This window comes from Fusibacter bizertensis (genome assembly GCF_029914245.1).
Lineage (GTDB): Bacteria > Bacillota > Clostridia > Peptostreptococcales > Acidaminobacteraceae > Fusibacter_C > Fusibacter_C bizertensis.
The window spans coordinates 322,532-339,084 of the sequence record NZ_JARYZI010000001.1 but is presented as its reverse complement, the minus strand read 5'-3'; the positions used below and the strand labels follow the sequence as shown (position 1 = coordinate 339,084).

Below are 16,553 nucleotides of genomic sequence, written 5' to 3'. Positions count from 1 at the left end.
TAGAATTATAACTGAAAATAATATGGACATCATACTGCTGTTTGAAAATAGTGTCAAGCCAGTCGTGTTTTTTTTGTATCAAAAATAAAAATAAATACAATTAGAGTGATTTTTTTGTTGACCTGTTAAAAAAATGGAAGTATAATTTTATTAACGAAAGCGATTTCGAAACAAAAAAGTTGCTTAATAGAGATGTTTCAATGTAATTTCTGATATTTTTTTTAAATTTATACGAAAGCGGTTTCGGTATTTCTTAATTTATAGATTCAGTAATTGTAGAAACTATATAGGCAGATAGAGTAACAACACAATGAGAGTGAGAGGATTTGCTGAATGGATAAATACAAAATAAGGACACTTAGCGCCCAAGAAAGAGCGGAAGATTTAGTTTCCAAAATGACAGTTGAAGAAAAAGTAGGACAATTAAGTCATAGCGCATCAGCAGTTGAGCGTTTAGGTGTTACCAAATATAATTGGTGGAATGAATCTTTACATGGCGTAGCAAGAGCTGGTACAGCAACGATGTTTCCACAAGCAATAGGTCTTGCTGCAATCTTTGATGATCAAACAATGAAACGTGTCGCAGAGATTTGTTCAACTGAAGCGCGTGCTAAATACAATCAAAACATTAAGAATAACGACAATGGTATCTATAAGGGGTTGACAATTTGGTCACCGAACATAAATATTTTTAGAGACCCACGTTGGGGAAGAGGTCAAGAGACATATGGCGAATGTCCTTTTCTAACTTCGAGACTAGGAATTGCATTTGTAGAAGGGCTTCAAGGAGATAAGGAAGTATTAAAAACTTCAGCTTGTGCAAAACATTTTGCTTGTCACAGTGGACCTGAAGGGCTAAGACATGAGTTTGATGCCGAAGTTGGAAAAAAAGATATGAACGAAACTTACTTGCCAGCATTTGAAGCGCTTGTGAAGGAAGCCAATGTAGAAAGTGTTATGGGCGCATATAATCGTGTAAATGGAGAACCAGCATGTGCAAGTGAGTTTTTAACTGGAAAACTGGCTCAGTGGGGATTTAAAGGTCACTTTGTATCTGACTGCTGGGCAATTCGGGATTTTCATACGAAGCATATGATTACAAGCACACCAGAAGAATCAGCTGCACTAGCTTTAAAATTAGGATGTGACTGTAACTGTGGTGATACTTATGAATATCTTTTGTCAGCAATCAAAGCTGGACTTGTTTCTGAAGACTATGCAACTGATTCAGCAATAAGGTTGATGAGAACAAGGGTTAAACTGGGGATGTTTGATGAATCTTGTGAGTATGATGAAATTGGATATGATGTCGTAAGTTCTCATGAACACAAACAATTCTCTAGGGAATGTGCAGAAAAATCAATGGTACTTCTTAAAAACAATGGTTTGTTGCCAATAGACCGCTCAAAGTATAAGTCAATTGGTGTCATTGGACCTAATGCAGCGAGCTTAGATGCCCTTCGTGGAAACTATTATGGCACCTGTGATGAATATAAAACTTTCCTAGATGGAATCAGAGAAGCATTTGATGGCAGAACTTACTATTCTGAAGGCAGCCATCTTTTTAAAGAAACGATACAACCGCTGGGGGAACCTGGTGATAGTTATGCAGAAGCTATTGCAGTCGCGGAACATTCGGATATCGTTGTGTTGTGTGTGGGGTTAGATGCAACGATCGAAGGAGAAGAAGGTGATACTGGAAATGCTTTTGCTGCTGGTGATAAAAGTGACTTATACTTACCGAGAAGTCAAAGAACTTTGGTAAGTAAAGTGTTGGCGGTAAATAAACCTACTATAATTGTGATGGCTTCTGGCAGTTCGCTCAATCCATTAGGAAATACTGCAGATGCAATTATACAAGCATGGTATCCTGGTCAATTAGGTGGCAAAGCACTTGCTAATATCCTATTTGGTGAAGTATCTCCTTCAGGTAAGTTGCCTGTAACGTTTTATGAAAATGCAGATCTCTTACCAGATTTTGAAGACTATAGTATGAAAAATCGTACCTATAGATATTTAGAAAATAATGTTTTATATCCATTTGGATATGGACTAACATATTCCAAAGTGGTATGTAAAAGTTTAGACTATAATAGTGTGACTAATACTGCAAATGTATTGGTGGAAAACATCGGTAACTATGACACTGATGAAGTCATTCAACTGTATATAAGTGATGAAACTTCAAAGTGGGCAGTAAGAAACCATAAATTGTGTGGATTTAAAAGAATTCATATAAAAAAAGGTGAGTCAGTTGAAGTGAAAATCACTATTTCCAAAGATGCTTTTGATATAGTAGATCAAGAGGGTAGACGTTATGTAGATAGTAAAAAATTTACACTTTATGCTGGGGTAAACCAACCGGATACTTTGAGTGAAGACTTAACCGGGGTTCAATGTACTAAGTATCAAATCGAGTTGTTATAAAAGCTTTTTTAATTTTATTGCGGTGGAAACTTTGATTTCGAAGAATGCATATAAATCACACGAATCGATAGCAGACGATACACTCAGTGACATATGTATATTCGAATGAATAAGTTCACATAAACTATGTTTTAAAAAATTGCAAGGGGGAAGACGATGAGAAAACTTATAAGCTTATTTTTAGTTGTTTTGATGGTATTTAGTTTAGTAGCATGTGGTACTGACGACAATACAACAACTACAGCAGCGGCTGGAGAAACAACAACAACTGCTGCAACTACTGCTGAACCAGCTTCTACAGAAAAAACAGTATTAAATGTGTGGTCATTTACAGATGAAGTACCAACAATGATCGACAAGTTCTTAGAATTACATCCTGATTTCGCTGCTAAATATGAAATCAAGACAACAATTATTGCTACTACAGAAGGTGCTTATCAACCAGCACTTGACCAAGCTTTATCTTCAGGTGGTGCTGATGGTCCAGACTTGTTTACTGCTGAAGCAGCGTTTGTACTTAAGTATACACAAGGTGATGCATCAAGATATTCTGCTACTTACAAAGATTTAGGTATCGATGTTGATACAATGATTAAAGATGCTGATATCGCTCAATACACTGTAGATATCGGTACTAATCCAAATGGTGATGTTGTAGGTTTGGGTTACCAAGCAACAGGTGGTGCTTATATTTATCGCCGTTCTATTGCTAAAGATGTTTGGGGAACTGATGACCCTGCAGAAATCGCTAAAATTATCGGACCAGGTTGGGATAAATTCTATGATGCAGCTGCTGACTTAAAAGCAAAAGGTTACGGCATTGTATCTGGCGATGGTGACATCTGGCATGCTGTTGAAAACAGTTCTGATACACCTTGGGTAGTTGATGGTAAATTAAACATCGACCCTAAACGTGAAGCTTTCTTAGATTTATCTATGCAATTAAAAGAAAATGATTATCATAATGATACACAAGATTGGCAAGATGCATGGTTTGCTGATATGAAAGATGCTGGCGCTAAGAAAACATTTGGTTTCTTTGGTCCTGCATGGTTAATCAACTATGTTCTTGCTGGAAACTCAGAAGATACATTTGGTGATTGGGCTGTATGTGAGCCTCCAGTTGGTTTCTTCTGGGGTGGTACTTGGGTGTTAGGCGCAGCTGCATCAGAGAAAAAAGAAGCAGTTGGCGAGATCATCGAATGGATTACTTTAGATACTACTGAACAAGGATTACAATATTTATGGGCTAACGGATCGATGAACGCTGATGGAACAAAAGATGCTGTAGCTTCAGGTAAAGTAATGGGCATGTCTAATGGTGAACTTGAGTTCTTAGGTGGCCAAAATATGTTTGATATCTTTATTCCTGCTAACCAATTTGCAAATGGTAAAAACTTAACTCAATACGATGAGACAATCAACACATACTGGCGTGACCAAGTAAGAGCATATACTGCTGGTACTAAGAGTCGCGAAGATGCTATCAAATCATTTAAGCAAATGGTTGCTGATAACCTTGATATCATTGTAGAATAGTTATATCATATGTTTTGGGATAGGATAGATTGTATTTATCAATCCTATCCCATTAAATTTGTGGAGGTGAGTGAAACTTGAAACAGCGAAAAAACGTAAGTTATGCAAAGTACGGATACATTTTTAGCTTGCCTTTTATTATTGTATTTCTGATTTTTTCATTGTATCCAATTTTTTATACTGCTGTGATTGGATTTACAGATTACAAAGGATTAGGCGTAACTTCATGGCATTTTTTAGATAATCCGTTCCAGAATTTTGTTACTATAATTAATAATCACTCCTTTAGACAAGCATTATATAATACACTTGTCATCTGGATTTTAAATTTTATACCTCAGATTTTAATGGCGCTATTATTGACAGCTTGGTTTACTTCTAGGCGCAATAAAATGCGTGGAAAAGGTTTCTTTAAAGTTATATTTTATTTACCTAATATCATCACTGCGGCAAGTATCGCAATCTTATTCTACGCACTTTTTGGTTACCCAGTTGGGCCAGTCAACAGCTTGCTGGTGAAACTCGGAATCGTCGATGGACCTGTTTATTTTTTAATTAGTAAAATCAGTGCTAGAGGGATTGTTGCATTTATTCAATTTTGGATGTGGTATGGTTATACAATGATTATTTTGACATCAGGCGTATTGGGCATCAATCCAGAAATTTATGAAGCTGCAGAAATCGATGGTACTACAGGATGGCAAACATTTATCTATATAACTATACCGAATTTAAAAACCATTTTACTTTATGTCCTTATAACAAGCATGATCGGTGGTTTGAATATGTTTGACATCCCAAAAATGTTTATGCAAGGTGGACCTGATAATTCAACACTTACGACAAGCGTTTTCATATACAACCAAGCTTTCAGTGGAAGTTACTTGTATAATAGAGCAGCTGCTGCGAGTATGATTATGTTTTTAATTATTGCGGTACTTTCTGGCGTTTTATTCTACTTAATGCGTGATAAAAGTGAAATTGAGCTGCGCAAAGAGGCTAAAAGACTTAAGAAAGAACGTTTAATGATTGCTAAAGAACAGGAGGCTTTATAACAATGGCTAAGACAAAAAAGAAAAAAGGACTTCTGTTTAAAGTAGTAGCGTATTCTGTTTGTATACTACTTGCCATTCTAAGCATTTTGCCTTTCTGGATTATGTTTGTAAATGCAACACGTGACACGTATCAAATTCAGCAAGATGCACTGTCTTTGATACCTTCAACACATCTCTTTGAGAATTTAAAGATCTTACTTGGTAAGACTTTTGATCCTTTAAAAGGATTAACCAATTCAATGATTATTTCCACTGCATCTACAGCTTGTACAATTTATTTTTCAGCGCTAACAGCGTATGCTTTAGTAGCATATAATTGGAAACTTAGAGGACCATTTTTTACATTTATTTTAGCAGTTATGATGATTCCTGCTCAGGTATCTATCATTGGTTTCTATCAGTTTATGTATAAAATTGGTATGACGAACAACTTCCTAGCATTGATTTTACCAACGATAGCGACACCTGCTGCGGTCTTCTTCATGAGACAGTTTATGGTTGCGTCGCTTCCACTTGAGCTTGTTGAAGCATCTAGAATCGATGGTGCAAGTGAGTTTTATACGTTTAATAAAATTGTACTACCAATAATGAAACCAGCAATGGCTACACAAGCTATTTTTACATTTGTTTCTAGTTGGAATAACTTATTCTTACCACTGGTACTCCTTACTGATAGCAATAAATATACCATGCCTATTATGGTTAGTTTGTTAAGAGGGGATATCTACAAGACAGAATATGGTGCAATCTATCTAGGACTAGCATTGACTGTTCTCCCGCTTATTGTTGCATACTTCATCTTATCTAAATACATTATTGAAGGTGTTGCACTGGGTGGTGTAAAAGGTTAACGGTAACTTATGTTTGAAATTGCAAGGGGTAAATCACATTTATCCTTTGCAATTACAATAAAACATTTTTTTTAGATACTTTTTAAAACCGATTGAAAAAGTTTGCGCAATCATGTATGATGAAATTAGAAACATATTAAAGCCGGTTTAAAAACTAGGAGGTTATGATGGAATTTTTTAAGAATGTAGACAAAATTAAATTTGAAGGTAAGGATTCAATGAATCCAATGGCATTTAAATACTATGATGCAGATAAAATAATTGCTGGTAAACCCATGAAAGAGCATATGCGATTTGCAATGAGCTACTGGCATACATTAACAGGAGAAGGTAACGATCCATTTGGTACAGGTACAATGGAAAGACCATGGAATGAACTTGATGGTATGGAAAAAGCGAAATTGCGCGCTGATATCGGTTTTGAATTAATGTCTAAACTAGGCATCGACTATTTCTGTTTCCATGATCTAGATATTGCACCAGAAGGAAATAATCTTAAAGAAAAACATGAAAACTTAGATGAAATGGTTAGTTATATTGAAGGGCTAATGTCAAAAACAGGCATTAAATGTTTGTGGGGAACTACAAATGCATTCACTAACAAACGCTTTGTACACGGTGCATCGACTTCTCCAAATGCAGATGTATTTGCTTTTGCTGCTGCTCAAGTAAAAAAAGCAATGGAGATTACTAAGCGTTTAGGTGGCGAGAATTATGTATTCTGGGGTGGTAGAGAAGGATATGAAACACTTCTTAATACCAACACTGCACTTGAGCTTGATAACTTAGGTAGATTCTTAAAAATGGCTGTTGACTATAAAGAAAAAATTGGTTTTACAGGTCAATTATTAATTGAACCAAAACCAAAAGAGCCAACAAAACATCAGTATGATTTTGATACTGCTACAGTAATCAGCTTCCTTAGAAAATATAAATTGGAAGATCATTTTAAGATGAACATAGAAGCAAATCACGCAACACTTGCAACACATACTTTTGATCATGAACTTAATATGGCAAGAATTGAAGGTATGTTAGGATCAATTGATGCAAATCAAGGGGATGCTTTACTTGGATGGGATACAGATCAATTTCCAACAAACATCTATGATGCTGTTCTCGCTATGATTGAAGTTTTAAGAAATGGTGGATTGGCACCAGGTGGTCTTAACTTTGATGCAAAGGTTAGAAGAGGTTCTTTTGAAATGGAAGATTTATTCTACTCATATATCGCAGGTATGGATACTTTTGCAAGAGGTTTAATTATCGCCGATCAGATTCTTACAGAAGGCGTATTTGACAATTTTGTGAAAGAAAGATATGCGAGCTATGAAGACGGTATTGGTGCAAAAATTGTAAACGGTGAAGTTGGTTTTGAAGAACTAGAAGCTTATGCAATGGGACTTGGTGAAATTGAAAATAAATCAGGTAGACAAGAGATGCTTGAAGGTCTTTTAAATCAGTATATCTATAGATAAAATCATCGAATTCTCATATAATAAGAATGAGGTGAGCCAATGTTAGATAATTTAGATCAGAGCATCATTAAGAACCTAAACCGTTCACGCATTCTAAGAGCTTTTAGAGAAAAAGAAATAATACAAAAAAAAGAACTTGTGGATAGTTTGAATCTAAGTATAACCACAGTTACAACTAACACAAGACGTTTATTAGAGGAAGGCTTAATTGAAGAGACTGGCATTGCTGAAAGTACAGGCGGTCGTAAACCAGTTGTTTTCAAATTCATAAAATCAGCAAAGGTGTCGTTTGGTGTGGATTTATCACCGCATCAAGCGACTATTATCATGACTAATTTAGCATCGGAAATTATAGATCGTTCTAAATTCTCAATTGATAAACAATCTATGGAAGAAGTTTTATTAAATATTCAAACCATTGTTGAAACGTTATTAGATAAGCACGGCTATCTCAAAGCTGATTGCTTAGGAATTGGTTTATCTTTACCTGGGATTGTAGATTGTGAAAATATAATGCTTGTAAATGCACCAAATCTAAAGGTTAAAAACTATAGTTTTAGATATTTTGAAGCGACTATAGGACTTAAGGTTTATATTGAAAATGAAGCCAATGTAGCTGCATTTGCTGAACTTATAATTGGTGCTGCAGAGAAATTGGATGATGCAGTTTATATCTCTATTACAGATGGTGTCGGATGTGGTATAATCGCCAATCATAAAGTAACGAAAGGGACCTTCAACAAAGCTGGTGAGTTTGGTCATATGAGAATATCGGATAAAGAAATTATCTGTAGTTGTGGTCGAACTGGATGTTGGGAGATTTTTTCATCTGAGCGTGCACTGTTGAAGTTTTATACTGAACAAAGTGGTGATATCGTGACAGACCTTGAAGCATTTTTCAAAATATACCATGAAGGTAATTTGTTAGCTAAAGTTGCTTTGAGAAAGTACTTAGACTATTTGCTGATAGGTATTGAAAATATTATGTTAGGATTAGATCCCGAGGTAATCATTCTTGGCGGTGAAATCGTAAATTTCTTGAGAGAAATTGAACCCATTGTAGAAGATTACATGAAGAAAAATCATTCGGATATTTTATCAAGGGATAATAAATTAGTGCTTTCTACAATATCTCCCTATAGTGCTGTAGTAGGAAGTAGTTTATTGCCAATGAAAGAGATGTTTGGATATTAAAGGAGCGTCATATGTATATTGGTATAGATCTTGGAACTTCTTCGGTGAAGATTTTGCTTATGGCAAAAGATGGCCGGATCGTAGATGAAGTGACACAGGAATATCCTGTTTATTACCCTAAGACGAACTGGGCAGAACAAATCCCAGAAGACTGGTGGCAGGGTACATTAAATGCACTTAAAATACTAATTGATAAAAATCAAGCTGTTAAAGCAGAGATAAAAGGGATTGGCTTTAGTGGACAGATGCACGGTATGGTTGCACTTGATGCTGATGGTAAAGTACTTACGCCAGCAATAATTTGGTGTGATCAACGTACTGCAGATGAGTGCGAAGAAATAACAGCTTACTTCGGACAAGAAAAATTAAGTGAACTTGTTGGAAATAAAGCACTCACTGGTTTTACAGCCCCTAAAATTTTATGGATAAAAAGACATTTTCCTGAAATTTTCGAGAAAGTTGCAATGTATTTACTTCCTAAAGACTATATAAACTATAGACTTTCAGGAGACTATGCTACTGACTTTTCAGATGCTTCTGGAATGCTTTTGTTAGATGTTAAAAATAAATGTTATTCTAAACCTATTTTAGATTATATCGGAATAACGGAACAACAATTGCCAGGGCTTCATGAATCTTATGAAGTGACAGGCAAACTTTCTGATGAACTGAAAGCGGAGCTTGGGCTCTCGCAGGATATAATCATAGTCGGTGGTGCAGGCGATCAAGCAGCTGGTGCAATAGGAACTGGAACCGTATCAGAAGGTGTGGTATCAGTGACCCTTGGGACTTCAGGTGTGGTTTTTGCTGCGCATGATCAGTATAAAGTAGATGCGCAGAACAGACTGCATGCTTTTTGTCACGCAAGTGGTAGATACCACAGTATGGGCGTTATGCTCTCTGCTGCAAATTGTCTCAAATGGTGGACTGATCAAGTTGCTATAACTGATATAGAAGTTGCACTTGAAGAAATTGACGATCAAATCACGGATACTGTATTTTTACCCTACCTTATGGGAGAGAGAACACCGTATGCTGATCCAAATGCAAGAGGTACATTCGTGGGTATGGACATGAACACTAGCAGGAAAGAGATGACTAAAGCTGTTCTTGAAGGTGTCACTTTTGGGCTAAAAGATTCACTTGATATATTGAAGGATATGGCGATTCCAGTTGATGAAATTCGTGTGATTGGTGGCGGAGCAAAAAGCATTAAATGGCGACATATTCTAGCAGATATTTTTGGTCATAAGATAGTGGGTATCAATACTAACCAAGGTGGAGCACTCGGTGCAGCTATATTAGCTGCAGTAGGTGATAAAGTTTTTACCAGTGTTGATGAAGCCACAAAAGCAATTATAAAAACGGTTGATGCTGTAGAACCAGATCTAAAAAAACACGCCATTTATCTTGAAAAACACAAAAAATATCAAGCTTTATACCAGTGCTTAAAGACGTATTTTGAAATTAAGCAAGTTAGTAATTAAGATAATACAATATATAAGAGCTACATTGTGTGAGTAATAACATGATGTAGCTTTTATTTAGTTGACATGAGTGAAGGAGTTTGTTAGAGTGTTGATATAATTGAAAATCTTTATCAATACAAGACTAAACAAGGAGTGTCATATCTATTAGATGAAAAAAATTATATTGATCATATTTGGTTCGGTGAGTTTAGGAATAGGTGCAATTGCTGCCATAATTCCTCTGTTACCATCATTTCCTTTTTTGCTTTTAGCAGCAATTTGCTATGCAAAAGGTTCAGAAAGAATCAATGCGTGGTATAAGGAAACCAAACTATATAAAAACAATCTTGAATCCTATGTTAAAGGGGAAGGGATGACAAGAAAAGCAAAGTTTAGAATCATGACTATTGTAACACTCACCATGACATTTGGTTTTGTCATGATGTCAAAAGTTCCTGTAGGTAGAATTATCTTGGTTTTTGTGTGGTTAGGACATGTTGCATATTTTGTTTTCGGTGTAAAAAATTTAGATGAAATTAAGATGAAGGAAGTTAATCTTGTAGAGGTTAATTTGGAAGAGTCAAATCGCTAATCGATTTGGCTTTTTTTAAATTCACAACTAGCTTGAGACAGAAACTTTTGCGTTTTATTTTGACCTATAAAAAAAAATAGGCTATCATGTATGAAGATAGAAACGTTACTATAATGGGGGAATCAATGAAGCTCAGAGATCTTTCAATTAAACGGAAAATTGTATATTTATATCTTCCAATTGCGATTGTACCTATGTTATTCTTTGCAGTCGTCTCCATGAAAATCTATGAAAGTGCTTTTATTAATCGCAGTTTAGAGAGTATGGAAGACAACAATGTACTCATAAGCAACCGTATAGATAGCATTCTATCTGATGCAGAGGGAAGTGCTACTTATCTAACGCTGAGTATCAATAGAATATTAAATAGCAATGAGTTTGCAGGTGTTCTTAGAAATGACATTAAACTTTACAATCTTATTTCAAATGAGCTCACATATGCAAAACTGATTTATAAACAGATTGATTCAATTGCATTTATCGATAAGGACAATCGACTTTACTACTCAGATTATTCGCTGCAAAAAGGTAAGATGGGAATACTTGTATCACCCATGCTGACAAAACTAAAAAAAACGACAGGAAATAGTGTCTGGTTTGAATTAAAAGCTAGGGATTACATTACAACAGATCCTGATCGTAAAATGTTAACAGTGGGTAAGAAAATATGGAATATTAACTCTGGTGAAACGATTGGGTATTTATTTGTAAATGTCAGTGAGTCAGTTTTCACTAGCTTGTTTGAAGAACAAGTTGCCAGTTATTCGATATACGATTCAGAGAATCAGATGCTTCTTACCAGTAGTTTAAACAAAAGTGAAGTGAGCAATATTAATCAATTTTTATTAGAAGTTGATCATAGTTCAAAGATAATCAAAACGGAAACCAATAGAATCTTAGTATCAAAAACTCAGATTGATAAGTTGAAATGGCGTTTATTAAGCGAGGCGGATCTAGATTTGTTTACGCAAGATCTTAGTAATATCATCTTATTGGTAATCATCTTGCTAATAACGATTATTTCACTAGAAATCACAATGACTTTGACTTTAAATAGATTAATCACAAGTCCCATTTTGAAGTTGAAAAAAGGTGCAGAAGAGATATCAAAGGGGAATTTCAAATTCAAGTTTAACATGAAGACCAATGATGAGATTGGTCTACTTGCTCAAAGTTTTAACGATATGAGTGATCAAGTAAATCAACTTTTAAACGATGTAGAGCGGGAAGAACATAAGAAACGTGAATATGAACTAGCTTTGATCCAGCAACAGATTAAACCACATTTTTTGTATAATACACTAGATATTATCCTAAAGCTTTCTCAGATGGGGCAAGCACGTAAAGCGCAAATGGTGACTAGAAAATTGGCTGAGTATTATAGAAATTCTTTGTCTGGCGGCGCTGATATCGTCTCTATAAAGAACGAAATTAAGATGACAGAGGATTATCTTGAACTGCAAAAATTACGTTACTCTGATGTATTTGATTATGATATTATGATTTCTGAAAAAATATGTAAAGTTGCGATTCCTAAACTATCCCTTCAACCTATTGTTGAAAATGCTATAGAACACGGTTTTGTTGATAAACAGGTTAAAGGGAGTATCAAAATTTATGATCGCATTTCTGAAGTTGAAGGAAAAATCGAGATTATTGTTGAAGATAATGGCGCAGGGATTGATCAAGAAAAACTATTGGGACTAAATCAACTGATGGATAACACAAAGCCCTCAAGTGAAATCATAGAAGTTAAAAGTTTTGGACTGAGAAATGTCAATCATAGACTTAAATTGTTCTTTGGAGAAGATTCGGGAATTAAAATAGAAACTAAAAATGGTGTGTATACAAGAATTATTATTAGACTATGCCAAGAAGTTGAGGTGGATACAAATGATTAAAGTTATGATTGTAGATGATATGCCCATTTTTTTAGAATATCTGAGAACGACAATTGATTGGGAAACCTATGGTTTTGAACTCGTATGTGAAGCCACCAATGGTGAAGAAGCATTGCTTAAAGCAGAAAATTGTCAACCAGACATCGTCCTGTCAGATATTAAGATGCCTTATATGGATGGGCTGTTGCTTACTGAAAAACTAAGCGAACTTCATCCAGAGATATCTGTCGTTCTAATCACAGGAAATAGTGAGTTTGAGTATGCAAGGCGTGCGATTAAACTTGGCGTTGTAGATTATATTGTTAAGCCTTTTGAAAAAGAAGAGTTGATTTTAACACTTCTCAGTTTACAAGATAATATCAACCAGGCTATTGAACTTAAGCAAGAGAAAAAGGATGAACTTTACTTGAAACGTGAAAGCTTACTCAGGGAACTGATTTATTCAAAAGAACTTAGTTCGAATTTAGAAGGGAACTTATACTTAGCAAGTTTAGATATCAATCAAGAAAATTATTATTATGCTATGACTGTAGAAGTTGAAGCTGAAAGAAGAGTTCACTCTGACTCTGAGATGGCGATGAACTGGAAAAGTATGTTAGCGCCTTTATATAACGACTATATGGGAAAGGAGTTAACTCGGTATTATTTTACGGATTATGAAGGTAGAATCGTCTTCATTATTCCCGTTCAGCAGGATAAGCCACAATCAATAGACGAAGATGAAATCAAGTACTTTATGAGATTTGTGCAAGAAAGAATCCATCTTGATATCACTGTTGGAATAGGTGGTATCCACAATGGTTTAGCAGGGATACGAAAATCGTATTTGGAATCAGTCAATGCTTTAAGTCATCGATATCAAGATGGTGCTAATTCTATCTTTTCATATGAATCTATCACGACAGAAGAAAAAACTTATGGCTTCTATTCAGCTGAAATTAACGAAATTATACTCAATCATCTTCACCAGAGAAATGCAACGCATACACTGGAGATTATAGAAAGCGTCTTTATGGAAGCTGATTTAAAACGCTTTTCGGATACCTATAAACGGATGATCAACATGAGTATCGTTAGTTTGCTTTTATCTTACCTCGTAAAAGCTGGTCGGAATATTGAAGATGTTTATCCAGAGGAGTTTGATCCTTATCATGTGATCAATTCGCAAAACGATGAAGAACAAAGGCGGTTTATAAAAGTTGTTTATGCGAAGGCTTTTGCCTATTTAGATGCACATAGTGAGTCAAGAACGTGCCAAGTTGCAAGAGAAGCGCAAAAATATATTGAACTTTACTATAACAACCCTCACTTTAATATCAACGATGTCTCAAAACATCTACTGGTTAACCAAACTTATCTTAGGAAAATGTTTAAAGAAGAGATGGGCACTACGATTTCAGAGTACCTTACAAAAGTTAGAATGGAATCTGCAAAGCAGTTGATTACCGAGGGTCAATATAAACTATCTGCAATCTCTGAGATGGTGGGCTACAATGACCCAGGTTATTTTAGTAAATGTTTTAAAAATTATTATGGCGTATCTCCAAGAGAGTATCAGTAATCATACATGATGCTCTTTTTTTTTGAAAAGTACAAATCTATTTTGAATATTACATTCTTTTAATGTTGCGTTAAATCTATAATGAATGTGTAAAGCGCAGGTAATAAAAAGCGCAAAATAAGAAAGGGAGAGGATTTTCATGAAAAAATTAACAGCTTTATTGCTTATTTTTACGTTATTACTTTTTTCTGTTGTTGGGTGTTCATCAGATAATAGTAAAACAGAGGAGACAACTGCAGCAGCAGTAACAACTGCTGAAACGCAACCAGAGTCAACTGAGGCAGAAATGGTGACACTTAAAATCTATGCACAGTACTCAGATGATGACACAAAAATTCCTTACGACTATGCAGTAGTAGAACTCGCTAAAGATTACCCAAATGTAAAATTAGAACTTGATATTCAAGCACAAGATGATGGTGTGAAATTACAAACATACGCAGCAACTGGAAATTTACCTGATATTTTCCAAGTTGGATTATCACAAATTGAAACGTTTAAAGAATCTGGTAATATTATGATTCTTGATGACGCTGCTAAATCTACAGGATTCTTAGATAGAGCTGTGCCAAGTGCAAGCAATATCATCTACAATGAAGATGGACATATCTACGCTTTTCCATATGCAGGCAATGAGCTTGTACTTTGGTACTACAATAAAGCACTTTTTGAGCAATATAATGTAAAAGTGCCTGAAACATATGAAGAATTATTAACTGCAATCAATACTTTTAATGAGAATGATATTATACCAATGTCAATCTTTGCAAAAGAAAAATGGATTACAACAGCTATGTATGATGTGTTGGCAACAAGATTTGATTCAGATGGAATCGCAAAACTTGATGCTGGAAAAGGAAAAGCATCAGATGAAGCATATGCTAAAGCAGCTGAGACTTTAAATGAACTTGTTAAAGCTGGAATGTTTGCTGATGGCGCAACCAATACAAATTATGACCAAGCCGCTTCTCTTTTCTATGAAGGTAAAGCAGCTATGTTCTTAAATGGACAGTGGGAAATCCAAGCTGCAACAGATAAACTTGGTGAAAATGCGGACTGGATGTGGTATCCAGTAATGCCTGGATATGAAAACAACAAATTCGCTTTAAGCGGAGGTGGTGCACCAGGTGGTTATGCAGTCAATCCTAAATCTGAGCATAAAGAGTTAGCTGCAGAAGTTGCTGCTTATATCTCAGAAAAATACTGTGAAGCAAAATATATGTATAGAGGCAATCCGATATTAGCTGTAAAAGTTAATGAAAGTATCAAACCAGAAACACCGTTTCCTGCTATGATGGAAAAACTTGATAATGAGCTTAGCAATATCACTTCAACAACTAAATTTGCATGGGGATTAGGCAATCCACTTTTCAAAGTAGCGATTGAAGATCAATCTCAATTTTTAATGACAGAAGATTATACGCCAGCAGAATTTATCGAAGAACTAGACAAAGTAATTGAGAGAATGAATCAATAAAACGTCACTATGAGGTTGTCTTATGAGGAGACAGCCTCTTTTTTAAGAAACGATTCTATGAAGCAAAATCTTCAAGATGAACACATGAGGATTTTCACTATGGCGAGAAAGGAATGATACTTTGAAAAAATTTTTTGGCAACAAATTGGCAATTCTCGTTTTTACGTTGCCTACTTTGATTATTTTTAGCTTAATGGTTTTTTATCCAATAACGCAAGTTTTTTATAAGAGCCTTTTTAAATGGAATGGTCTTGGCTCGGGGTCTTTTATCGCTTTCGATAACTTTTTACGTCTTTTTGATGATAAATTATTTTTCTTAAGTAACAAGAATGGTTTTATTTTTGCTGCAATTATTACTGTTTTTCAATTATTAATGGCAACTGTTTTAGCAATCGCTGTGTCAACACTAAAGATGAAAGGCCGCAATTTTTTTAGAATTGCTTATTTTATACCTGTTGTTCTATCAGTTACTGTAGTCTGTCAATTGTGGTTATCAATCTACAACTCTGATTATGGTTTGTTAAATCGTTTTTTTGAAACGATAGGCTTAGATTATCGACAAAATTGGTTGGCGGATCGCAAGCATGCCATCTATGCTATTGCTATTGTAAATGCTTGGCAGTGGATGGGCTATCAATTCGCATTGATTTTAGCTGGAATTAAATCCATCCCGACATCTTTTTATGAAGCTGCTCAAATAGATGGTGCGACACCCGTTCAGGCGCATATGAAAATCACTATGCCACTTTTGAAAGAAACGTATAAATTTTGCTTGTTGATCTCTGTAACAGGTGGTATCAAGGCATTCACTGAAATGTTTATAATGACAAGTGGAGGTCCGGGAACGTCATCATATACTTTGACATATATGATGTATTCTTCAGCATTTAGAAGTAACGAGTTTGGTTATGGACTTGCTGCAGCGGCTATACTTGTACTTGAATGTTTGATGGCAATTTTGGTAATTAACTTTGTCTTTAAATCTGAACCCACTGTAGGAGGTGAATAG

The 16,553-nt window shown here is 35.2% G+C and carries 12 protein-coding genes; all 12 read left to right on the top strand.

Going from position 1 to position 16,553, the window contains the following annotated elements:
* Nucleotides 1-333: 333 nt before the first annotated feature.
* The 12 genes from QE109_RS01600 (at nt 334) to QE109_RS01545 (ending at nt 16,553) form a co-directional block, all read left to right on the top strand.
* Nucleotides 334-2,427 (top strand): glycoside hydrolase family 3 C-terminal domain-containing protein, encoded by a 2,094-nt coding sequence (locus QE109_RS01600; protein ID WP_281092617.1) that lies wholly within the window; start codon nt 334-336, stop codon nt 2,425-2,427.
* Nucleotides 2,428-2,583: 156 nt separating this feature from the next.
* Nucleotides 2,584-3,966 (top strand): ABC transporter substrate-binding protein, encoded by a 1,383-nt coding sequence (locus tag QE109_RS01595; protein ID WP_281092616.1) that lies wholly within the window; start codon nt 2,584-2,586, stop codon nt 3,964-3,966.
* A gap of 77 nt (nt 3,967-4,043) precedes the next feature.
* Nucleotides 4,044-5,021: a carbohydrate ABC transporter permease gene (locus QE109_RS01590; RefSeq protein WP_281092615.1), complete on the top strand. Its 978-nt coding sequence runs from the start codon at nt 4,044-4,046 to the stop codon at nt 5,019-5,021.
* A gap of 2 nt (nt 5,022-5,023) precedes the next feature.
* Nucleotides 5,024-5,872, top strand: a complete 849-nt coding sequence (locus QE109_RS01585; RefSeq protein WP_281092614.1) for a carbohydrate ABC transporter permease — start codon at nt 5,024-5,026, stop codon at nt 5,870-5,872.
* Nucleotides 5,873-6,036: 164 nt separating this feature from the next.
* Entirely contained in the window at nt 6,037-7,350 is a 1,314-nt protein-coding gene (gene xylA / locus QE109_RS01580; protein WP_281092613.1) for a xylose isomerase, read from the top strand.
* Nucleotides 7,351-7,389: 39 nt separating this feature from the next.
* On the top strand, nt 7,390-8,544 hold the full coding sequence (locus QE109_RS01575; protein ID WP_281092612.1) for an ROK family transcriptional regulator: 1,155 nt from the start codon (nt 7,390-7,392) through the stop codon (nt 8,542-8,544).
* 11 nt (nt 8,545-8,555) lie between these two features.
* Entirely contained in the window at nt 8,556-10,031 is a 1,476-nt protein-coding gene (gene xylB / locus QE109_RS01570; RefSeq protein WP_281092611.1) for a xylulokinase, read from the top strand.
* Between the two features lie 151 nt (nt 10,032-10,182).
* Entirely contained in the window at nt 10,183-10,605 is a 423-nt protein-coding gene (locus tag QE109_RS01565; RefSeq protein ID WP_281092610.1) for a YbaN family protein, read from the top strand.
* Nucleotides 10,606-10,730: 125 nt separating this feature from the next.
* Nucleotides 10,731-12,506, top strand: coding sequence for a cache domain-containing sensor histidine kinase (locus tag QE109_RS01560; protein ID WP_281092609.1), 1,776 nt, complete (start codon nt 10,731-10,733; stop codon nt 12,504-12,506).
* Complete coding sequence (locus QE109_RS01555; RefSeq protein ID WP_281092608.1) at nt 12,499-14,067, top strand: response regulator; 1,569 nt, start codon at nt 12,499-12,501, stop codon at nt 14,065-14,067. Before QE109_RS01560 ends, QE109_RS01555 begins: the two co-directional genes overlap by 8 nt.
* 139 nt (nt 14,068-14,206) lie before the next feature.
* Nucleotides 14,207-15,544 carry an ABC transporter substrate-binding protein gene (locus QE109_RS01550; RefSeq protein WP_281092607.1) on the top strand — a complete coding sequence of 446 codons (1,338 nt, stop codon included), beginning with the start codon at nt 14,207-14,209 and terminating at the stop codon, nt 15,542-15,544.
* Nucleotides 15,545-15,665: 121 nt separating this feature from the next.
* A complete protein-coding gene (locus QE109_RS01545; RefSeq protein ID WP_281092606.1) occupies nt 15,666-16,553 on the top strand; it encodes a carbohydrate ABC transporter permease in 888 nt (295 codons plus the stop codon).

Coding starts and splice junctions, on each gene's coding strand:
- QE109_RS01560 (WP_281092609.1), top strand. CDS start 10,731: ATGAAGCTCAGAGATCTTTCAATTAAACGGAAAATTGTATATTTATAT.
- QE109_RS01565 (WP_281092610.1), top strand. CDS start 10,183: ATGAAAAAAATTATATTGATCATATTTGGTTCGGTGAGTTTAGGAATA.
- xylA (WP_281092613.1), top strand. CDS start 6,037: ATGATGGAATTTTTTAAGAATGTAGACAAAATTAAATTTGAAGGTAAG.
- QE109_RS01595 (WP_281092616.1), top strand. CDS start 2,584: ATGAGAAAACTTATAAGCTTATTTTTAGTTGTTTTGATGGTATTTAGT.
- QE109_RS01550 (WP_281092607.1), top strand. CDS start 14,207: ATGAAAAAATTAACAGCTTTATTGCTTATTTTTACGTTATTACTTTTT.
- QE109_RS01575 (WP_281092612.1), top strand. CDS start 7,390: ATGTTAGATAATTTAGATCAGAGCATCATTAAGAACCTAAACCGTTCA.
- QE109_RS01585 (WP_281092614.1), top strand. CDS start 5,024: ATGGCTAAGACAAAAAAGAAAAAAGGACTTCTGTTTAAAGTAGTAGCG.
- QE109_RS01555 (WP_281092608.1), top strand. CDS start 12,499: ATGATTAAAGTTATGATTGTAGATGATATGCCCATTTTTTTAGAATAT.
- xylB (WP_281092611.1), top strand. CDS start 8,556: ATGTATATTGGTATAGATCTTGGAACTTCTTCGGTGAAGATTTTGCTT.
- QE109_RS01600 (WP_281092617.1), top strand. CDS start 334: ATGGATAAATACAAAATAAGGACACTTAGCGCCCAAGAAAGAGCGGAA.